The sequence below is a fragment of the Tannerella forsythia genome (assembly GCF_001006485.1).
GTDB classification, from domain to species: domain Bacteria; phylum Bacteroidota; class Bacteroidia; order Bacteroidales; family Tannerellaceae; genus Tannerella; species Tannerella forsythia.
Window position 1 is genome coordinate 23,771 of the sequence record NZ_JUET01000071.1, and the last position, 19,540, is coordinate 43,310.

Here is a 19,540-nt window from a genome sequence, read left to right on the forward strand (position 1 = left end):
CGTGTTTTTTTATGTAATAGAATGACAAGGCATCAGGTTATGAAGTCATAAATCCGCTTATGGAGAGGAAAGAAATTTACATCACCGGTGCGGGGATTGTTTCGGCTATCGGGATCGGTAAGGCGGAGACACTCGACGCGTTAATGAACCGGCGTACCGGAGTTGCTCCCGTACGATACCTGCAAACGACGCATACCGGGTTGCCTGTGGGTGAAGTGAAGTTTACCGATAATGAGTTGCGCGAGATGTCGCAGTTGATGCCTTCAGACGCATTTATACGCTCGTCGTTGTTAGCCATTCCGGCTGTGCGCGAAGCAATGGAACAGGCACGGATCAATCGTTCTGCAGCGTTGCGCATCGCTTTTCTTTCGGGGATCACCGTTGGAGGGATGGACAAAGCGGAGCGATACTACACCGATTTTCTCACGAACGATTCTAAAAATATTTATATCGAACTGAACGATTGCGGCTCATGTACCGAGCAAATTGCCGATTACTTCGGATGCTTCGGTATGGTTTCGACGGTTGTGACGGCTTGCTCTTCGTCAGCGAATACGCTGATGATGGGATGTGACCTGATTCGCGATGGACGGGCCGATGTCGTCGTAGCCGGCGGATGCGAATGCCTCTCGCGCTATCATGTGAATGGCTTCAATACGCTAATGATCCTCGATCATGAGGTTTGTCGGCCGTTCGATCGTGACCGGGCAGGGATTAATCTGGGAGAAGGCGCTGGATATCTCGTGCTCGAGTCGGCAGAAACGGCGCTGTGTCGGGGAGTGAAGCCTATCGGTAAAATATCGGGTTACGGCAATGCTTGCGACGCATATCATCCGACAGCCTCGTCGTCCGACGGTCTCGGAGCATACTTGGCGATGAAAGGAGCGATAGACGATGCGGGAGTAAAGCCCGAAGACATCGGTCACCTCAATGCGCACGGCACAGGTACTCCCAATAACGATTTGACCGAAGGATTGGCCGTCATGCGCCTCTTCGGCGAACGGATACCACCGATTTCATCGGTCAAGGCTTATATCGGACATACGACAAGTGCAGCCGGAAGCATCGAAGCTATCGTTTCCCTGTTAGCCCTCGAGCACAACTTCCTGCCGGTAAACCTGAATTTCCGCAATCAAATCAAAGAGCACAGTTTCGTACCGATAACGAACCCGGAGCCGCAACGTCCCTTGCATCACGTGCTCTCCAACTCGTTCGGCTTCGGAGGCAACGACTCCGCGATCATCTTATCCAAAAGCTAACCGCTCATGTCTGTCTATCTTCAATCAGCCCGGCAAATCTCTGTGCAACAACCTCTCTCCGACGAGTGGTTTGACCATCCCATAGCATACGGCAAGAAGTATGTGCCTACACTCGACCCGCAATTCTCCGATTATCTTTCTCCCCTGATGTCGCGCCGTATGTGTACGCTCCTCAAGCGTGCGGTCGTCGTGTCTCGTCTAACGCTCAAGGATGCGGACGTCGAAAGGCCCGATGCCATCATCAGCGGCACAGGACTCGGATGTATCGCAAACACGGAGCAGTTTCTCCTTTCCATCATGGAGAACAACGAACAATTGCTCCAGCCCACCTTTTTCATGCAATCGACACACAATATCCTGAGCGCAACGATTGCCATTGATCTGAAATGTCACGGGTATAATAATACGTATGTGCATCGCGGTACGTCGTTCGATCAAGCCTTGCTTGATGCTCTCCTGCAATTCGGGAGAGGAAAAGTCGAGACGGTGCTGGTCGGCGGATACGATGAACTGACGGAGCATTATTATCGCTTCTTCGACCGTCTCGGGAAGTGGGACTTCGAACCCGGAAAATGCTTTGCCGGCGAAACAGCTGTCAGCATGTTGCTCGGCAACGAGAAAGGTGCTCGTACGCTATGCCGGATCGACGGCGTAGAGTTGATGTATCGTCCGACACCTGTACAGATGCGCGGAACGCTCGACAGATTGCTTTCCGGGGCCGGTTGTGAACCGACGGAGATCGATGCCGTATTGACGGGTCTCAATACGCACCGACAAAACGATGCGGTGTATCACGATGTGATGGCACACCTTTTCGAACACTGTCCGACAATGCAATACAAACACCTCTTCGGCGAATCGTTTTCTTCGTCCGCATTGGGCGTATATGTGGCTGCCACTTGCCTGCATCGTCGGGAAGTACCGTCACACCTGCTTTGCGGGCGTACGAAAGCTCTGCCCGACCTCAAGAGGATTCTCGTCTATAACCATTACAACAATAAAGCTCATTCTTTCATTCTTTTGTCATCATGCTGAAGCTACTCTGCTGCTCAACCGTTCAATGCCTGTTTCTTGTAGCGGGACAAATCTTCCTGAAATGTGCGATGGCCGAAATCGGGACTTTCTCGTGGACATGGAAATTTTTCCGTCAAGCCATGTTCAGCTGGCAGCTTCTCGCTTCGGGATTGTCGATGGTTGTGGCGTCATTCATCTGGTTTTACATACTGAAACATTACGAACTGTCCTTAGCCTATCCTCTGATCAGCATCAGCTATATCTTCGGCACGTTGGCAGCCATTTTCTTTTTTCACGAAACTGTCCCTTTCACACGGTGGATGGGTGTTTTACTGATTATGGGAGGAGTTGTGCTGTTGACCAGATAAAGAAAAGAAGAACAAACAATCGAACGAATGGCATACTCGAGTATTATCACGAATTCATATGTACGGATTGACCAGGAACCGGCCAGCGTCGGACACAGGGTTTTGGCGCGGACGATTGACTCTCTTTTGCTGTTTGCTTACGTTTTATTGATCTCCGTGCTCTGTGGTATTTATATCAATCTCACAGAAAAAAAAGAAATAGACCTCGTGCTGGCGATCATGATAGTCGTATGTTTTCTGCCTGCCCTGTGTTATTCGCTCCTTTGGGAAGTTTTCAATCGAGGGCAATCGCCCGGAAAACGATTCGCAGGCATACGTGTCGTGATGAGAGATGGAAGCCCCCCTTCATTTTCTGCCTACTTGCTGCGTTGGGTGATGCTGATCATCGATCTGTATATGTCGTGCATCGGACTGATCCCGATGATTCTGACCCGTAACAACCAACGATTCGGCGATCTTGCCGGCGGAACCCTCGTGGTCAAAGAAAACGATTTTCGAGGGATACAGCTTATCTTTCACGAACTTCGTCATTTGACGGAAGACTATCATCCGATCTTCCCGCAGGCCGAACATCTTTCGCTCGAACAAATGAATCTGATCGCTGAAACCTTATCGGACAAGACAAACAAACGCTCGCAGCGCATTCATCAATTAGCGTTACAGGCCCGCAGTTTTCTGAAGATTGAAACAACAATCCCGGACGAGCATTTCCTCCGCACTCTCATGCGCGATTACCAATATTACACACTGGAAGAAATCTGATTGATGATGACGAACTCCTATTCTGTGATCCGCTTTATTTGGAGACATTAAAATCATTACTTTTACAACCATTTAAGAAAGAAAAGGTGAAAATCGGAACAATAGATTTGGGAGAACGGCCGGTCATGCTGGCACCGATGGAAGATGTGACAGACATTTCGTTTCGTCTGATGTGTAAGCAATTCGGGGCGGACATGGTCTATACCGAATTTGTATCGAGCGATGCATTAATCCGTCAGGTAAGCAAGACGGAAGAGAAACTCAAAGTTTCGGACGAAGAGCGTCCCGTGGCAATACAAATCTACGGCCGGGAAGTGATGCCTATGGTTGAAGCGGCACAAATTTGCGAAGCAGCACATCCTGACATGCTCGACATCAATTTCGGTTGCCCGGCCAAGAAAGTGGCGAATAAAGGGGCCGGGGCCGGGATGTTACGCAACCTCCCGCTGATGCTTGAGATAACACGTGCCGTAGTGAAAGCCGTAAATATTCCCGTAACGGTAAAGACGCGTCTTGGCTGGGATGCCGATCATCGCATTATCGTCGAACTGGCCGAGCAGTTGCAGGACTGCGGCATTGCAGCCCTCACGATCCACGGACGCACACGTGCACAAATGTACACCGGCGAGGCCGACTGGACGCTCATCGGCGCCGTAAAAGAAAACCCACGCATGCATATCCCCATTATCGGTAACGGTGACATCACATCGGCCAAACGGTGTAAAGAAGCCTTTGAGTGTTACGGGGTAGACGGTGTAATGATCGGACGTGCGAGTATCGGACAACCGTGGATTTTCCGCGAAGTAAAACATTTTTTACAGACAGGAGAATCGCTCCGCCCTGAGTCGTTCGTATGGTATCTCAATATCCTGAAACGACAGGTGCGACAAAGTGTGGAACGGCTCGACGAACGGCGCGGCATCCTTCATATCCGTCGACATCTGGCCGTAACCCCTCTGTTTAAAGGCATCCCCGATTTCAAATCGACACGGGTAGCCATGTTGCGTGCCGAAACTGTGTCGGAACTTTTCGAAATCATGGACGGAGTCGAGGAGATCATCCGAGATAAACACCCCACGGCGGATCAGTGAATCAAAAAGGCTTTTTTGACACGCCGGCGGTTGCCGTCGGCGTGATAAAGCTCGGCAAAAAAGATATATACACCAGACGACAGGCGGCTTCCGTCTGTTCCTGTACCATCCCACGAGATTTCGCCGTTAGGCGTTAGCAACTGGTTGTTTGCTATTTCCGCCACTCTCTTCCCATTGGGTGTATACACCTCGATCCGGCAACGATAACCCGTTTCATCCGTTCGGTAAGATATAACGTAACGGTCGGTAGTATGGAGATATTCGGGAGGTTGGATGGAAAACGAATAGTCGGCCTGTGTATCCCTGAACTGTGAATTTCTGTAGCCGGGCGTCGCGTAGCCTGCTTCCGAAGCCGCCGAAGTCCAGTTCGAAGCCTCTTCCGACGCTCCGTCGGGACGGATACGCTCCAACGACACACCTTTCATATGTCTGATCGCCGCATCATGCCACTTCGATGAGTAAGCGACCTTATCGATAATGAGAGAGTCGAACTTTCGCAACAGAACGATCGTGGCTTCACTGTTATGCAGGACAGGTAATTTGAGTTCATGGATCCGTTCGGGAAAAGGAGTCGTATAAAACTCGATCACACCACTACGACTTGAGGTCAGGACGAGATATTCGTCGGCCACAAGAGAGTCTTTGACCGATGTCAGAGGGTATCGCGTACCGATTTCACCGTTTGCCTTTCGGATCGCAAAAGTAAGGCTGTTTACCGGCAATATCCGTCCCGAACGATTATAGAGCTCGATGAATTCGCTTCCGCCGACGAATGGATCGAATAAAATCTCATTCACGACGATTTCACCGGGCTCGATTTTTATCGGCTCTTCAGGCGTCGGATCAGGTTGGGCCGGAGGGACTGGCGGTTGAGGAGGCGTAGGCTCGGGTGGTGAAGCAGGTGACGAATTAACCGTACCCGGCGTACCTCCTCGCGGGTCGGTACAGAGATGCCACGTACTATCCGACCCGCGTTCGTGCGATTTTCCGGCTACGGCTTTCGGGTAGTCGTAGGCGTGAATCATAAGCCCATCCGAGTTTTTTAAGGCGATATGCTTACCGCCATTGGCCAGATTCGCAGGGAACTTCTTTAAACCTATCCCCAGTGCCTCAGAAGGGATTACGATCTCTCGTCCTTCGTGATAAAGCACTGCATACCTGCCGGCAGGTAGCATAACATCGGGCAGGGCAACCGTCGTTCTATCGTAAATAAAAGTCCATCCCTTCAGTGAAAGAGTTTTGTCCGAAGCATTATAAATCTCGATATATTCCGTTTTCGGCAATGCCGTCAGTCCTTTCGGATTGGCCATCACTTCGTTCAGCAATACATCGCCCGGCTTTGATGGATCAGACGTTTGTGCCCGCAAGAAGACCGGCATAAGTATCAAACTGATGAGTAGCATCATGTGTTTCATTGTACTTCCCTCCTTGTTTCTCTGGCTGCAACGGATGAAAAATGTAAGGCGGATACCGTTTGCCGCATTTGTTTTTCTATCTTTGCAGCCGTATTTGAAGATTTCTGTTACAAATATACAACGAAAATAGTAAACATTCCATATCTTTCTATACACAACGAATAAAGATGAAAGTAGCAATTGTTGGAGTAAGCGGTGCGGTGGGACAGGAGTTCCTTCGTGTGTTCGAAGAGAGAAATTTCCTGATGGACGAGCTGGTACTGTTCGGTTCGTCGCGTAGCGCAGGACGTGAATATACGTTTCGAGGGAAACCGTATATCGTCAAAGAACTGAAACACAATGACGATTTCAAAAGCATCGATGTGGCTTTTACTTCGGCCGGAGGCGGTACTTCTATGGAATATGCCGAAACCATCACGAAACACGGCACGGTGATGATCGACAATTCAAGTACTTTCCGGATGGATGAAGACGTCCCTCTGGTCGTACCCGAAATCAATCCCGAAGATGCGCTGACACGCCCTAAAGGAATCATCGCAAACCCGAACTGTTCGACAATTCAGATGGTTGTTGCGTTGAACGTGATCGAAAAACTCTCGCATATCAAACGTGTGCATGTGGCAACGTATCAGGCTGCCAGCGGAGCGGGAGCGGCTGCGATGGACGAGCTGGTAAAACAGTATGTGCAGCTTCTCAAAGGTGAAGAACCGACGGTCGAAAAATTTGCCTATCAACTTGCTTACAATCTGATTCCGCAAATCGACGTATTCGCCGACAACGGTTATACAAAGGAGGAGATGAAGATGTACGGCGAGACACGCAAAATCATGCATTCCGACATTGAGGTGAGTGCAACGTGCATACGTGTTCCGGTGATGCGTGCGCACAGCGAAGCAATCTGGGTAGAGACAGAGCGTCCCGTCTCGGTCGAAGAGGCAAAAGAAGCGTTCGCACGAGCCGAAGGGGTCATCTTGCAGGATGATCCGGCTAAGAAAGATTATCCGATGCCGCTCTTCGTAGCCGGGAAAGACCCTGTTTACGTAGGCCGTATCCGCAAAGACCTTGCCCATCCGAACGGATTAACGTTCTGGGCGGTCAGCGACCAGATCAAAAAGGGAGCGGCTCTGAACGCGGTACAGATTGCCGAATACCTGCTCAAAGCCGGAGGCCTCGGCTAAGATCAAAAAAAAGAGGAGGGGAAATCCTCATGGTTTTTTCCCCTCCTGATAAAGACGCCATTCATGATAGCCTTCGTTCAAATTATGAACCGTATAGCCTTTTTCGACTAACATCTCGGCCGCTCTTCGGCTACGCCTACCGCTCCGGCAATATACCGCCACAGGCCGCGACTTGTCGAGCAACGAGTCGGCCTTCGCCAGAAAGTCTTTTTCCGTGACATCGATCAGGATCGCTCCTTCGATGTGTCCGGCCTTAAACATTTTCGACAAATACTCGTGGAAATATCCTGATGTGCTACCTACTTCAACAAATCATTTTTGGGACTAAAGTATAAGGTGTTGTTAAAAGTATAGGTTTTATTCTTTTTAGAACGTCAATATATTGACTATAGGAAGATTAACGCTTCTGGTATTTTCAAAAACTATAGCAACTTAACAATGCCGAAAATAATTATACAAAAAATAGTAGGCTGTTCACAAAGGTTCCATACCTTTGCACTTAAAACGTTTGTAGTAGTTGGATAGATGAATATACGAATTACATTAGTGAGTTTGCTTCTTTTTATCATTCCTTATTGGATAAATTACATACAAGGGCAAATTTCGGGCATTGTGATAGACCGGAAAGGTTTCCCTATTCCTTACGCAAACGTCAGCGTATTGTCTGCCGGAGACTCTCTTTTCGTTAAGGGCGGCGTTGCGGATTCAACGGGACACTTTCAAATCACAGACATGGAGCCGGATAAACCGTATATGTTAAGACTTTCATCCGTAGGATATAAAACCGTCCATTATCCCTATATTGCCGAAAGGGAGCGCATCTATCTTATGGAAGAAGACAATCTTTTGCTGGATGAAGTTATCGTAAAAGCCGAAACGCCTCAGGTGAGAGTCATTGATGGCCGATTAAGTTTCCCTGTACAAACGCTTGTAAAGAATAAACCTGTGACAAACGCCTTCGACCTGCTTGGAGAGGTGCCAGGATTAGATAAATCGGGGGATCGTATTTCGATTATTGGTGCTCCTTCGACTTCAATCATTATCAACGGAAAAAAAAGCTCCATGTCTGCAGAGCAAATCAAACAGATGTTAAAATCGATGCCTGCTAACCGAGTGAAAAGCATTGAAATATTATACGTGACTCCTACTTCGTTCGGCGTTCGGGGAGCATCCGTCAATGTTGTTTTAGATCGTTCCTCTGAAGAGAAAGGATGTCGAGGAGAATTTTATTCCAGCATATCTCAATCCTACAAGCTATCCCCTTCTGCCGGTGCTTCCCTCGTTTTTTCGAGAGAAAAAACAAGTATTGATATAAACTATGAATTTCGTCGAAAAGGTAATTACACAAAAGAAGACTTGTATTCCGTCCATACGCTGACTGAAGGGACATCATCCCCCGCAACATTCATAATTGAGCAGGACAACAAAGGAGAGAGCTTTAATCATGCACACCGTATACGGTGTGCACTGTTTCATTCCTTTTCGACCAAACACACCTTAGACCTGTCTTATTATACATCTATAAACCGTACAGATTCCCACAGAAAGGGTGCCGTTGCAATTGAAAACGTAGGAATGACTCACAGCGACAACGATTTGTCGGGAAATAGTTATCTACACGTCGTCTCTGCCGACTATATGCTCAGTACACTCTCTGCAGGAGGTGATTTTCTTATTTATAAGCAGAGAAACACCCAACAACAGTCTAACAGAGGGCAGCAGATGTACACTATAAACGGCAGAGCATTTCAATCGGTACACCAATCGAATTTTTATCTGACCAACAAATCGAAACTGTTCCGAAACGCGTCGCTTACTTATGGCGTAAGAGCCCTAATAAGTTGTGCGGAAAACACGAATACAACAGAACGCGACCGCATTTCCATTGAAAATATAAACCAGACCCAGAGCGAAATAATACTCGAAATTTTCAATGATTGGTCATATTCTTTTCTGAAGAAAGGAACTCTGTCTGCCGGAATTAGCTGCCAACATCACAAAGCAATGACTAATCCCGACGAAAAAATCTTGTGGAATAGGAATACATGGTATCCTACTTTGGGATTCACTTGGCGATTTAGCCCCACTCATGTCCTTCAACTATCATTTTCGAACGAGAAGCGTTATCCCTCGTATTGGCAACAAACCCCAACAACGACTTACCGCAGTAGCTATGTGTCGATTGCCGGTAATCCACAGTTGAAACCATCGGACGATTATATGTTTCGCACAGTGTATATCTTCAGAAGCAAATATATTTTCCAATTGTTCGGAACACGGAGTGCTCGAAATATCAGGCAGACCCTTGTTCAAAGTCCCGACCAGTTACAAGCCGTGTACCGTGTATCGAATTTAGATTATCGTGATACGTACGGTTTTCTCATCATCACACCATTCATGATCGGCAAACACCTTTCATCCAGAGTAATACTTTCGGGCTTCAACGTTATTGACAAAGGCCAGATTACTCATGTTTCATTCGACAGGCACATATGGGCCGGCCAAATCCGACTGAATAATACGCTGAATATAAGCAAAACTTTGTCCATGCAGATAAACGGGTATTTTATCAGTAAAGCGATTCAAGGCATTTATACTATCGACCCAATATATGACTTGTCAGTTGGAATACTCTGGAAACCTGCAAAAAAATGGGACATCCATCTGAATAGTGAAGACCTGCTGAAGGGACGCAGACAAGGAGTCAGAGTCGATGAGGGAGGGCAGTATTATAAGTTGAATATGGACAATGATACGCGGTTTGTCTCATTATCCGTTAAATATACGTTCGGCGCATTTAAAGCGCGTAACAGAGAGAATATAGAAACGTCAAGGTTAGGGCTATGACGAATAACAGAATAACAAATAAAAAGCTTTCCATTGTTATAACATTCTGTAATGAGGGAAGAGAGGTAAAAGAGACGCTAGAAAGCCTAAGAGTCTCTTCAGACGAGAGACTTGTTGATATTCTTTTAGTCAATGATGCTTCTGATGACAAGTTTGATTATAATCATATTGCTTCCAAATACAACGCTTCGATCTATACCAATAAAAAAAGAAAAGGAGTCGCAGAATCAAGAAATATTGGAGTTAGCCTAAGCAGGACACCTTATATAATTATTTTAGATGCCCATATGCGAATATATCAAACCGATTGGGCAGATATAATTCTGCACTTGCTTTCTATGTATCCAAGAACTCTCTTTTGCTGCCAGACACTACCGATAAATAAAGTGGGAGAAATTATATCCTCTACTCCAACAAGTTTTGGCGCATATATAGACATGCAAACAATGGGTGCCAAGTGGAATAAAGTTGATCTATCCCTCAAAGATTATATATATGATATTCCTTGTCTTTTAGGGGCTTCTTATGCTTTTTCACGCAATTATTGGCTTGAAATCCATGGATGCCGATGGGCTTAAAAGCTATGGATATGATGAACAGCTTATAAGTCTTAAATCTTGGTTGTATGGAGAAGGCTGCAGTTTAATTAAAACAATTTCATTTGGGCATATGTTTCGAGATAAGACGGATGTTCCATATTCTCTTTCCGAACTTGATTATACATATAACAAATTATTGCTTATTTGCTTGTTCCTGGGAAAAAATGAAGCACTCTCATTCTCTAAGAAAGAGAAATTACCATCAAATATCCTATATGAAGTTTATAAATATGTAAGTGATAATAAAACATGGCTTGATAAGATTTTTACGGCTGATAATAAAGCCAAGTTTTATCAAATAAATAATAAGGTAATTCAATTAAATGAGATAGCGGAAGCCGAAAAGCTAAGAGTAGGCATATTTTAATTCAAATTCATTATGAGAACAAAAAGTCAAAAACTTGGCAATTGGATTCTGGAAGAATCGATTGAGATTGATTCAATGGGATCAATCAAAGGTGGAAAATTCCAAAATTTTCCTTCAGCTCGCACTGATGAGTCTGGGTCAACTTATGAAGGTCAAACCCTCGAAGAAGTTATAGTAACCCCACCACCATCATCGGTATTTTAACTTAATTCTGAGAGAGGGCTGAGACTGCTTCAGTCCCTCTCATTTTCTTTTCTAATTTTTATAACAATGAAAAAATACAAAGTCGTATCTACTTATAAAACAGTTGGTTCTATCAAATCTATTTTGAATGATATCGGTATTCTGACACGAGAAGAGTTTTTGGTAACAATCAATTTCACTCTTGTCGGATTTCTATTGGAAATTCTGACATATCATCACTGAATATCGGTTCGAATGGGAAAGGAAGATCTTTTGAATACTCCCTTGCTAGTGGTTATGCTGAATTCATGGAGAGGCTTCAAAACAACTGCTTCTATTTGGTAGACGTTTTGCGACGCATCAATTCTTTGAAATAGAAAAAGTTTCTGATGTGTATATTCAACGTTTGTCTAGTGAAGGTCTCATATTTGATCACTACTATGATTCAAATGAATTATACATGAGCCCTGACACTTTGGTGTCAAAATATGGAAAAGAACTATGCAAGCTGTTTAACTACAAGGATATAGACGATTTCTCAAAAAGTCTACAAAAAAGATTTGGTAATAAAAAGTTCATCTGTGTTCCTTTTTATGCTGTTGAAGAAAACAAAGAGGTATACCTTCCTGTTGAATTGTGTTTGTTTGCTACTGGATCAAATGGTATGGCATCTGGCAATACTCCAGAAGAAGCTATTTTACAAAGTTTATGTGAGATATTTGAACGATATGCGATTTCGGAAATATACAATAAAGGCTTAACCCCTCCTACAATTCCTTTTGAATATTTTGAGGGAAAATCTATTTATAACAAAATCAACTATCTAACAAAAGACAAAGGATTTGAATTAATTATCAAAGATTGTTCTTTAGGGAAAAAATTGCCTGTAATCGGAGTTATTATTATTGACAAACAAAAGCAATTATACAATTTCAAAATTGCTTCTGATTTCGTTGCTGAAATAGCTTTGGAGCGATGCCTTAATGAATTACATCAAGGCTCACAAACATTTAAAAGTATCCCTCTGAAATATTATACATTTGAAGAAATTAATAATTTGAATGGTCCGGATTCGGCATTAATAAATCTTGAGAAAATCTTTGTAAATGGTAGTGGCTTTTGGCCTGTTACTATATTTCATAAATCCGAGTCATATAAATTCATAAAATTCGATATCGAATATGGGCAGTCGAATGAAAAAGACATTAAAATTGCAAAAAAATTAATCAAAAAGAATGGGTGCAATATCTATATTCGTGACAATTCCATATTGGGGTTTCCGACCTATTATATTGTAATTCCTGGCATGAGTCAAATAGATATGACAACTCCTAAATTAGAGCGCCTGCATAAATCCGAAAGTCTTGACCAAATAAGATACTTGGGAAATAAACACATTAATACAATAACCTTATTAGCAGAGATTGTTAATGAAGAGTATAACATTATAAAAGCCCAAAATAAAAGTTATACTAAGAATTATATTTATTGTATTGATCCTGATCTTACAGATCTTGACCTTGAACTATTAGGCTTTATGTTGAATTTCTATTTAAAAGATTTTGAAAAGGCATTGTATTATCTTGACATTTTTTTATCGGAAAAACACACATTGATATATCAATATTATTATGCTATCCGTGATTTCGTAGATTTATATCATATTAAGAATATTGATCCTACAGATATAAAAATAATGCTTGATCTAAAGTATTCAGAAGATTTAACCTCAGAATTATTTTCTGATTTTTCTAATCCTGAGTTAGTGTTCCAATATCATAACTTCCCTAAAGGATTTGATTTTACACCTGAACAATTTGATTCTTCTACGGCGTTATTACCTATATTGAGAATAGAGAAAGAGATGGAACGGTATTGTAAAGAAAATCCTATACAACAAATTAAACTTGCATCCATATTTCATTCTTAACTTTTAATGACTTTGTTGCAATGGATAAATTCCTAAAAAACAATGGAATATTTTCATCTGTACTGAAATATTAATTTTGACACATTGCTGATTATTAGTTAGTTGTTTTTCTATATGCACCTATGTTCTTTGAGAATCAGATGTCAACCGCTGGAACAAAGTCATTCCTTTCTATTAAACAAAAATAACTCCTAATAACTATGAGATCATCCTTGGCTATGAGACAAGAAATATTAGATGCCTTTTTTGATGGGATTCAATATAGTTCCATGCATTCGCATCAAGCGATATATATGTTTGATTATCAAAGTGACAGAGCTTTGTATATCTCACCTGCATGTGAAATTTTGCTGAATAAGTGTGGAGCTTTGAAGGTTTTTGAATTGACATACAATATCTTCCTTGAACAAATCGTATGCGGAAGTACTGGGTGGATTCATGATGCGAATACTGCAGCAATCAACTTTTTCAAATGCTTGTCCACCGAAGAATATAGACAATATATTCTCTCCTACAATTTCTATCTGAAAAGCTATAATTCTTCTAATCTTGTTTGCCATCGACTTACTCCAATTCAGCTAACTGATACAGGAAATGTGCATTGGCTACTGGGTAGCTTTTCTTTATCTTCCCATAATACTATTGGTCACATTCGCATCAGTAAAAGTGGAAGTTCTGTTTATTGGAAATATTCCGAGAATGAACGAAAATGGACAGAGAAAAAGAGAAAAAAGGAATAATCTTGTCTAACTTAGAAAAAAAAATTATCTTATTGTCAGCACAAGGGGTTCAAGAACAGGAAATCGCAAAAATGCTACATATTTCCACACCATTATTAAAGTTTCGTAAGCGCGAGCTGTTTATCCGGCTTAAAGTCAATAATATATCTAAAGCGATTCTTCGCGCTATTAATTATCATCTGCTATAAATATTCAACAAGCTTTCCCCTTGTATCAATAATTTTAGTGGATATACGTATATTTACCTATAATGATTTTTGCGTAAAAAAATATTGCATGTGAAATGAATTGATTTTGCATTCTGAATCTGTTCCCCGACGAATGAATTGCCCGATACTCGTTACCGCAACGCGACGAAGCTGCTTGTTTATCGTGGCGGATAGATGTGCGAAACAGTTTCCAACCTGTTTCCTGACGAATGTTCACCTGATGACCTGCTTGTCTTCAGCAATACGCGTGTCATACGAGCAAGATTGTTCTTTCATAAAACGACGGGAGCACAGATCGAAATCTTTTACCTCGAACCGGCCGAACCGGCCGACTATGCGCAGATATTTCGACAAACGAAGCTGTGTAGTTGGCATTGCCTCATTGGAAATCTCAAGAAGTGGAAAGACGGCACACGTACGCTATCTCTTGGAGAGAGAGCCGTCCAACTGTCGACCTTTTTCAGGACATGACACGGATTAACGTTCTGGGCGGTCAGCGACCAGATCAAAAAGGGAGCGGCTCTGAACGCGGTACAGATTGCCGAATACCTGCTCAAAGCCGGAGGCCTCGGCTAAGATCAAAAAAAAGAGGAGGGGAAATCCTCATGGTTTTTTCCCCTCCTGATAAAGACGCCATTCATGATAGCCTTCGTTCAAATTATGAACCGTATAGCCTTTTTCGACTAACATCTCGGCCGCTCTTCGGCTACGCCTACCGCTCCGGCAATATACCGCCACAGGCCGCGACTTGTCGAGCAACGAGTCGGCCTTCGCCAGAAAGTCTTTTTCCGTGACATCGATCAGGATCGCTCCTTCGATGTGTCCGGCCTTAAATTCGTCGGGACGACGAACGTCTACCAACTGAATCGACTTATTCCCTTTCAGCAAAGCATCGAACTCAGCGACTGAATACGATGTAAAATCTCCTCCGCTTGCTTTCTTCGTACAGCAAAGCGCAACAAACAATGATATAACTGTAATAAATTTCGTCATAATGCAAAAAATAGGGTGGCAAAGATAACGAAAAACCGGAAAATGTCGCTACCTTTGCCCGTATACGCATGATAACAATGAAAACAACATGTCTCATTCCGTTTGCCCTGCTTCCGGTTGTCGCACAGGGAGCGGAAACACAGGATACCGTTCGTCGTCCGAATATCATTTTGTTTATGGTCGATGATATGGGCTGGCAGGATACCTCACTGCCTTTCTGGACACAGCGTACGCCGTTTAACGAGACGTACGAAACGCCGAATATGGAACGCCTTGCACGACAAGGGATGATGTTCACGCAGGCTTATGCCTCAGCCATCAGTTCGCCCACGCGATGCAGCCTGCTCACCGGAGCCAACGCGGCACGACACCGGGTGACGAATTGGACGCTCCATCGCGACCAATCGACCGATGCCCAAAGTGATGCCCTTACTTTTCCGCAATGGAATGTAAACGGAATCTGCCAAGTGCCGGGTATCGAACAAACTTACTGTACGACCTCGTTCGTACAGTTGCTCAAAGAGCACGGATACCATACCATTCATTGCGGAAAGGCACACTTCGGTGCCATTAATACGCCGGGCGAAAACCCCGCACATTTCGGCTTCGAAGTCAACATTGCGGGACATGCCGCGGGAGGCCTGGCCAGTTACCTCGGCGAACAGAACTTCGGAAACCGTACCGATGGCGGCGCACAATCGCCCTTTGCCATCCCGGGACTCGAAAAATATCACGGCAAGGACATCTTCGCGACCGAGGCGCTCACGCTCGAAGCCATCCGCGCCCTCGACAAGGCGAAGCAATACGGACAGCCGTTCTTCCTTTATATGGCACACTACGCCATCCATATCCCCGTCGATAAAGACATGCGCTTCTATGCCAAATATCTCGACAAGGGATTAGACCCCAGAGAGGCGGCCTATGCCGCCCTGATCGAAGGGATGGACAAGAGCCTCGGCGATCTGATGGACTGGGTCGAAGCGCATGGCGAAGCCGACCGGACCATCATCCTTTTTATGAGTGACAACGGTGGCTTCAGTTGCGGATCGAAATGGCGGGGCGGTACGCTGCATACCCACAACGCTCCTCTCAAAAGCGGGAAAGGTTCCGCTTACGAAGGCGGGATACGCGAACCCATGATCGTCTCATGGCCCGGGCAGGTGAAGCCTCAAACCCGTTGCAATGATTACGTTATCATCGAAGATTTCTTTCCCTCCATTCTTGAAATGGCCGGAATAAAGAACGATAAAATCGTACAGCCCATCGACGGACGAAGCTTCATCCCCCTCCTCACCGGAAAAGGCGAAAATCCTTCCGACGGCCGAGCACTTTTCTGGAACTGCCCGAATCTGTGGGACGGAAGCGGCCCCGGAGTAGGTCTCTCATGTACCATTCGCGAAGGAGACTGGAAACTCATTTATTTCTATGAAACCGGCAAGAAGGAGCTGTTTAATATATCCGAAGATATCGGCGAAAACCACGAACAGTCCGCCTCTTATCCGGAACGTGTCACAGGCTTATCAGCAAAGCTCGGTACTTATCTACGCAGTGTCGATGCCCAACGGCCTTCGTTCAAAGCCACAGGCAAACCGTGTCCCTGGCCCGATGAAAAAAATGAAAAGCGAAAATAATTTAACTCTAAGAGACCTCCAGCAGCGGGTAGACGACTGGATCAAGATGTACGGCGTACGTTACTTCAGCGAGTTGACCAATATGGCGATCCTGGCGGAAGAAGTCGGCGAAGTTGCTCGTATCATCGCCCGTAAGTATGGCGATCAATCGTTTAAAGAGAGTGACAAGACGCGTCATCTGGCCGATGAGATGGCTGATGTGTTATGGGTGCTTGCCTGTCTGGCTAATCAGACGGGCGTCGACCTGACGGATGCTTTCGAAAGAAACCTGTGCAAAAAAACGGAACGAGACTCCGAACGACATAAGAACAATCAAAAACTAAAAGAATAACATAAGATGGAAGAACATGAACACGGGCATGCCTGCAATCATTCGCATGCCGACAAGTATCACGAATGTATAGAACGTTTCGATCCGGCGCTTTCGGCGGATGCCGTCGCGGAAAAAGTGAACAATCTACTTGAAAAGTCTTATCAGAAGAATTTCAACAGTGAAACCCTGAAACAAGTCTACGGATTGATCGACTTAACAACATTGACCACCCTCGACACAAAAGAAACCGTTTGGCAGATGGTCGAAAGAGTAAATGCCTTTGAAGGACTGTCGCCCGACATGTCGAACGTGGCAGCGATCTGCACCTACCCGGTTTTTACCGCGACGGTAAAGCAGGCCCTGACGGCACAGGACGTAAAAATTGCCGCGGTATCGGCCGGTTTTCCTTCGTCTCAGACATTCCCGGAAGTTAAGGTGGCCGAAACAGCCTTGGCCGTGATGGCCGGCGCCGACGAAATCGATATCGTGATGAACCTCGGCTGCCTGATGGAAGACGCCTGTGAAGAGGTGGCTGACGAAATCGCCGAGATCAAAGATGCTTGTCGCGACGCCAAGCTGAAAGTCATTCTCGAAACAGGAGCCTTGTCGACTCCGGACAACATACGGAGGGCTACGCTCCTCGCCTTGTATTCGGGTGCCGACTTCATTAAGACGTCGACGGGTAAAGGTTATCCCGGCGCCACACCTGAAGCTGTATATACCATTTGCCGTGTGATCAAACAATACCACAAGTTGAGCGGACGGAAGGTGGGCGTCAAAGTATCGGGCGGCATACGTTCGGCCGAAGACGCAGTGAAATATTATACGATCGTAAAAGAACTGTTGGGCGACGAATGGCTGACGAAGGAATACTTCCGTATCGGTGCCAGCAGCCTTGTAGCCGACATCGAACACCGGCTGGGACTCGGTATCCGTTAATACTGGAAGACTCCCCCACCCAAAAATTCACGTAGGAGAGAGGTCACGGGCAATTCTTCGAGCGGGATGTAGTTAAAATAGCGAAGGAATCGCAACAACCGATAAGCCTCGGCGCTCTCCGCATCTTTTTCGCGGATTTCGCTGAGGATCGGTTCGGCGAACTTACGCAATACGGCCAGCTCATAAATCATGGCGCTGTTGAACATTGCATCGGCATTCTCCTGATACGGAAACACCCACTTGTCTTCTCCCCGGCGTACTTTCGGCCACATAGCAATCGTCTCACGCGCCGAGTAACCGCGTGAACGGTAGTCACGCACGATACGTCGAAGCAGGCGGTTGTCGGTCGTGGGAATCCAGTTATGCCCGTCGAGCGAAATCGTCGTCAAGGCCGAGACATAGATGCGGTAAATATTTTCGGGTGGGAGGTGTGACGTCAGTTCGGGGTTTAACCCGTGAATTCCTTCAAGAATCAGGACGGAATTTTTCTGTATCTGTAATTTATCTCCGCGAAACACCCGCCGGCCCTGCTCGAAGTCGAACGAAGGAATTTCGATTTCTTTCCCGGCAATGAGCTTGCGCAGGTCGCTGTGAAAGTAGGGAAGATCGATCGCGTAGAGCGACTCGAAGTCATACTCCCCCTCGTCATCTTTTGGCGTGTCTTCTCGATTCACATAATAATCGTCGAGCGAAATCCCAACCGGATGTAACAAGTTTGTGATAAGTTGTACTTCGAGACGTTTGCAGAAGGTTGTTTTGCCCGAAGAGGACGGGCCGGAAATCAGGACCACGCGTACGCCTTCGTTGTAACGCGAAGCAATCTCCTCGGCGATGTGGGCAATCTGTTTCTCCTGCATCGCTTCCGATACCATGATAATCTTACGCGCGTCTCCGACCGATATGGCGCGGTTCAGATCGCCCACATAGTTGACACCGATCGTACGCTGCAACTCTAAATGCTCCTTATAGGCGTGGAACATCTTATCTTGACGCACCATCGGGTAAAGCTCGTGCACGTTGTCGCGCTGAGGTATCTGCAACAGTACACCATCGGAGTAGGGCATCAGATCGAACAGATGGATATAGCCCGACGAAGGTACGAGGCTGCCGTAGAAATAGTCGATGTAACCGTCCAGCTCGTAATATGACGTGTAAGCCATACCGGCCGTCTCGATCAGCAGAGCACGGTCGTTCATATCCCGCTCGTAAAACGTCTCCATCGCATCGGGAGTGCGTACATTGCGCATCTTGAACGGAAGATCGGCGTCGATCAGTTCTTGCATCCGCTGTTTGATCTGTTCAACATCTTTCTGTGTCAGCTTCCGGCGATTTTCGAACACGCAATAAAACCCTTTCGACACGGGATGCTCAAGATTGAACGGGGTATCGGGATAGAGGTCGTAGACGGCCTTGACAAGGATGAAGCAGAGCGAACGCAAATAGATACGATAGCCCGAAGGATGGGTATAATCGACAAAATCGATATCTTTCGGATTCCAACAACGATATGTCAGACTCTCGACCCGGTTATTGACCCGCGCCCCCAGCGGGCGGTAATGTAGCGGAGCCCCCAACATGACGTAAATCTCACTCAAAGACGAACCGATAGGGACCTCCTTATATAAATCGTTGTTTTTGCAATAGACCGTAATCGATTCTTTATCTGTTTTTGTCATAATTCTGTTTTTTTTGTATTTTTGTC

At 45.5% G+C, this 19,540-nt stretch carries 21 protein-coding genes and 1 pseudogene; 18 read left to right on the forward strand and 4 right to left on the reverse strand.

Going from position 1 to position 19,540, the window contains the following annotated elements:
* The first annotated feature begins 59 nt into the window (after positions 1–59).
* The 5 genes from Tanf_RS06045 (at position 60) to dusB (ending at position 4,494) form a co-directional block, all read left to right on the forward strand.
* Positions 60–1,259 carry a beta-ketoacyl-[acyl-carrier-protein] synthase family protein gene (locus Tanf_RS06045; protein ID WP_046825263.1) on the forward strand — a complete coding sequence of 400 codons (1,200 nt, stop codon included), beginning with the start codon at positions 60–62 and terminating at the stop codon, positions 1,257–1,259.
* Positions 1,260–1,265: 6 nt separating this feature from the next.
* A complete protein-coding gene (locus Tanf_RS06050) occupies positions 1,266–2,294 on the forward strand; it encodes a beta-ketoacyl synthase chain length factor (protein WP_014224545.1) in 1,029 nt (342 codons plus the stop codon).
* Positions 2,288–2,641, forward strand: coding sequence for an EamA family transporter (locus Tanf_RS06055; RefSeq protein WP_041590685.1), 354 nt, complete (start codon positions 2,288–2,290; stop codon positions 2,639–2,641). The genes Tanf_RS06050 and Tanf_RS06055 overlap by 7 nt, the downstream gene beginning before the upstream one ends.
* Positions 2,642–2,668: 27 nt before the next feature.
* Positions 2,669–3,403, forward strand: coding sequence for an RDD family protein (locus tag Tanf_RS06060; protein WP_014224547.1), 735 nt, complete (start codon positions 2,669–2,671; stop codon positions 3,401–3,403).
* Positions 3,404–3,489: 86 nt separating this feature from the next.
* Positions 3,490–4,494, forward strand: a complete 1,005-nt coding sequence (gene dusB / locus Tanf_RS06065; protein ID WP_046825264.1) for a tRNA dihydrouridine synthase DusB — start codon at positions 3,490–3,492, stop codon at positions 4,492–4,494.
* On the opposite strand, the gene Tanf_RS06070 is transcribed toward dusB, so the two are convergent.
* A complete protein-coding gene (locus Tanf_RS06070) occupies positions 4,488–5,909 on the reverse strand; it encodes a lamin tail domain-containing protein (RefSeq protein ID WP_052449031.1) in 1,422 nt (473 codons plus the stop codon). The two genes, dusB and Tanf_RS06070, sit on opposite strands and share 7 nt — an antisense overlap.
* A gap of 167 nt (positions 5,910–6,076) precedes the next feature.
* Here Tanf_RS06070 and Tanf_RS06075 point away from each other — a divergent pair, with 167 nt between their 5' ends.
* Entirely contained in the window at positions 6,077–7,087 is a 1,011-nt protein-coding gene (locus tag Tanf_RS06075) for an aspartate-semialdehyde dehydrogenase (RefSeq protein ID WP_046825265.1), read from the forward strand.
* A gap of 27 nt (positions 7,088–7,114) precedes the next feature.
* On the opposite strand, the gene Tanf_RS06080 is transcribed toward Tanf_RS06075, so the two are convergent.
* Positions 7,115–7,348: a rhodanese-like domain-containing protein gene (locus Tanf_RS06080; RefSeq protein WP_052449032.1), complete on the reverse strand. Its 234-nt coding sequence runs from the start codon at positions 7,346–7,348 to the stop codon at positions 7,115–7,117.
* A gap of 264 nt (positions 7,349–7,612) precedes the next feature.
* Here Tanf_RS06080 and Tanf_RS06085 point away from each other — a divergent pair, with 264 nt between their 5' ends.
* The 9 genes and pseudogenes from Tanf_RS06085 to Tanf_RS16380 all read left to right on the forward strand — a co-directional run.
* Complete coding sequence (locus Tanf_RS06085) at positions 7,613–9,934, forward strand: TonB-dependent receptor (RefSeq protein ID WP_041590688.1); 2,322 nt, start codon at positions 7,613–7,615, stop codon at positions 9,932–9,934.
* On the forward strand, positions 9,931–10,512 hold the full coding sequence (locus tag Tanf_RS06090) for a glycosyltransferase (protein ID WP_046825267.1): 582 nt from the start codon (positions 9,931–9,933) through the stop codon (positions 10,510–10,512). The genes Tanf_RS06085 and Tanf_RS06090 overlap by 4 nt, the downstream gene beginning before the upstream one ends.
* The gene (locus tag Tanf_RS06095) at positions 10,493–10,900 is read left to right on the forward strand and encodes a hypothetical protein (protein WP_041590689.1); all 408 of its coding nucleotides are present in this window, start codon (positions 10,493–10,495) and stop codon (positions 10,898–10,900) included. Before Tanf_RS06090 ends, Tanf_RS06095 begins: the two co-directional genes overlap by 20 nt.
* A gap of 12 nt (positions 10,901–10,912) precedes the next feature.
* Complete coding sequence (locus Tanf_RS14770) at positions 10,913–11,104, forward strand: hypothetical protein (RefSeq protein ID WP_140230623.1); 192 nt, start codon at positions 10,913–10,915, stop codon at positions 11,102–11,104.
* 370 nt (positions 11,105–11,474) lie between these two features.
* Positions 11,475–13,013, forward strand: a complete 1,539-nt coding sequence (locus Tanf_RS06100; protein WP_140230624.1) for a YcaO-like family protein — start codon at positions 11,475–11,477, stop codon at positions 13,011–13,013.
* Between the two features lie 218 nt (positions 13,014–13,231).
* Positions 13,232–13,753, forward strand: a complete 522-nt coding sequence (locus Tanf_RS14775) for a hypothetical protein (RefSeq protein ID WP_140230625.1) — start codon at positions 13,232–13,234, stop codon at positions 13,751–13,753.
* Entirely contained in the window at positions 13,723–13,941 is a 219-nt protein-coding gene (locus tag Tanf_RS06110) for a LuxR C-terminal-related transcriptional regulator (protein ID WP_046825269.1), read from the forward strand. The genes Tanf_RS14775 and Tanf_RS06110 overlap by 31 nt, the downstream gene beginning before the upstream one ends.
* A gap of 195 nt (positions 13,942–14,136) precedes the next feature.
* Positions 14,137–14,433, forward strand: a complete 297-nt coding sequence (locus tag Tanf_RS06115; protein ID WP_041590691.1) for an S-adenosylmethionine:tRNA ribosyltransferase-isomerase — start codon at positions 14,137–14,139, stop codon at positions 14,431–14,433.
* Positions 14,434–14,538, forward strand: a pseudogene (locus Tanf_RS16380) (aspartate-semialdehyde dehydrogenase); the annotation flags it as partial.
* A gap of 27 nt (positions 14,539–14,565) precedes the next feature.
* Here Tanf_RS16380 and Tanf_RS06120 read toward each other — a convergent pair.
* A complete protein-coding gene (locus tag Tanf_RS06120) occupies positions 14,566–14,955 on the reverse strand; it encodes a rhodanese-like domain-containing protein (protein ID WP_041590692.1) in 390 nt (129 codons plus the stop codon).
* A gap of 77 nt (positions 14,956–15,032) precedes the next feature.
* Here Tanf_RS06120 and Tanf_RS06125 point away from each other — a divergent pair, with 77 nt between their 5' ends.
* Genes Tanf_RS06125 through deoC form a run of 3 tightly spaced genes read left to right on the forward strand, consistent with a single transcriptional unit; the run spans position 15,033 to position 17,838 of the window.
* Positions 15,033–16,586 carry a sulfatase gene (locus Tanf_RS06125; RefSeq protein WP_046825270.1) on the forward strand — a complete coding sequence of 518 codons (1,554 nt, stop codon included), beginning with the start codon at positions 15,033–15,035 and terminating at the stop codon, positions 16,584–16,586.
* Entirely contained in the window at positions 16,570–16,917 is a 348-nt protein-coding gene (locus Tanf_RS06130; protein ID WP_041591140.1) for a nucleotide pyrophosphohydrolase, read from the forward strand. The genes Tanf_RS06125 and Tanf_RS06130 overlap by 17 nt, the downstream gene beginning before the upstream one ends.
* Positions 16,918–16,923: 6 nt before the next feature.
* On the forward strand, positions 16,924–17,838 hold the full coding sequence (gene deoC / locus Tanf_RS06135; protein WP_046825271.1) for a deoxyribose-phosphate aldolase: 915 nt from the start codon (positions 16,924–16,926) through the stop codon (positions 17,836–17,838).
* Here the strand turns inward: deoC and Tanf_RS06140 are convergent.
* Complete coding sequence (locus Tanf_RS06140; protein WP_014224564.1) at positions 17,835–19,514, reverse strand: nucleoside kinase; 1,680 nt, start codon at positions 19,512–19,514, stop codon at positions 17,835–17,837. The two genes, deoC and Tanf_RS06140, sit on opposite strands and share 4 nt — an antisense overlap.
* Positions 19,515–19,540: the final 26 nt, after the last annotated feature.

Coding starts and splice junctions, on each gene's coding strand:
- Tanf_RS06045 (WP_046825263.1), top strand. CDS start 60: ATGGAGAGGAAAGAAATTTACATCACCGGTGCGGGGATTGTTTCGGCT.
- Tanf_RS06050 (WP_014224545.1), top strand. CDS start 1,266: ATGTCTGTCTATCTTCAATCAGCCCGGCAAATCTCTGTGCAACAACCT.
- Tanf_RS06055 (WP_041590685.1), top strand. CDS start 2,288: ATGCTGAAGCTACTCTGCTGCTCAACCGTTCAATGCCTGTTTCTTGTA.
- Tanf_RS06060 (WP_014224547.1), top strand. CDS start 2,669: ATGGCATACTCGAGTATTATCACGAATTCATATGTACGGATTGACCAG.
- Tanf_RS06070 (WP_052449031.1), bottom strand. CDS start 5,909: ATGAAACACATGATGCTACTCATCAGTTTGATACTTATGCCGGTCTTC.
- Tanf_RS06075 (WP_046825265.1), top strand. CDS start 6,077: ATGAAAGTAGCAATTGTTGGAGTAAGCGGTGCGGTGGGACAGGAGTTC.
- Tanf_RS06080 (WP_052449032.1), bottom strand. CDS start 7,348: ATGTTTAAGGCCGGACACATCGAAGGAGCGATCCTGATCGATGTCACG.
- Tanf_RS06085 (WP_041590688.1), top strand. CDS start 7,613: ATGAATATACGAATTACATTAGTGAGTTTGCTTCTTTTTATCATTCCT.
- Tanf_RS06090 (WP_046825267.1), top strand. CDS start 9,931: ATGACGAATAACAGAATAACAAATAAAAAGCTTTCCATTGTTATAACA.
- Tanf_RS06095 (WP_041590689.1), top strand. CDS start 10,493: ATGGATGCCGATGGGCTTAAAAGCTATGGATATGATGAACAGCTTATA.
- Tanf_RS14770 (WP_140230623.1), top strand. CDS start 10,913: ATGAGAACAAAAAGTCAAAAACTTGGCAATTGGATTCTGGAAGAATCG.
- Tanf_RS14775 (WP_140230625.1), top strand. CDS start 13,232: ATGAGACAAGAAATATTAGATGCCTTTTTTGATGGGATTCAATATAGT.
- Tanf_RS06110 (WP_046825269.1), top strand. CDS start 13,723: ATGGACAGAGAAAAAGAGAAAAAAGGAATAATCTTGTCTAACTTAGAA.
- Tanf_RS06115 (WP_041590691.1), top strand. CDS start 14,137: ATGTGCGAAACAGTTTCCAACCTGTTTCCTGACGAATGTTCACCTGAT.
- Tanf_RS06120 (WP_041590692.1), bottom strand. CDS start 14,955: ATGACGAAATTTATTACAGTTATATCATTGTTTGTTGCGCTTTGCTGT.
- Tanf_RS06125 (WP_046825270.1), top strand. CDS start 15,033: ATGAAAACAACATGTCTCATTCCGTTTGCCCTGCTTCCGGTTGTCGCA.
- Tanf_RS06130 (WP_041591140.1), top strand. CDS start 16,570: ATGAAAAGCGAAAATAATTTAACTCTAAGAGACCTCCAGCAGCGGGTA.
- deoC (WP_046825271.1), top strand. CDS start 16,924: ATGGAAGAACATGAACACGGGCATGCCTGCAATCATTCGCATGCCGAC.
- Tanf_RS06140 (WP_014224564.1), bottom strand. CDS start 19,514: ATGACAAAAACAGATAAAGAATCGATTACGGTCTATTGCAAAAACAAC.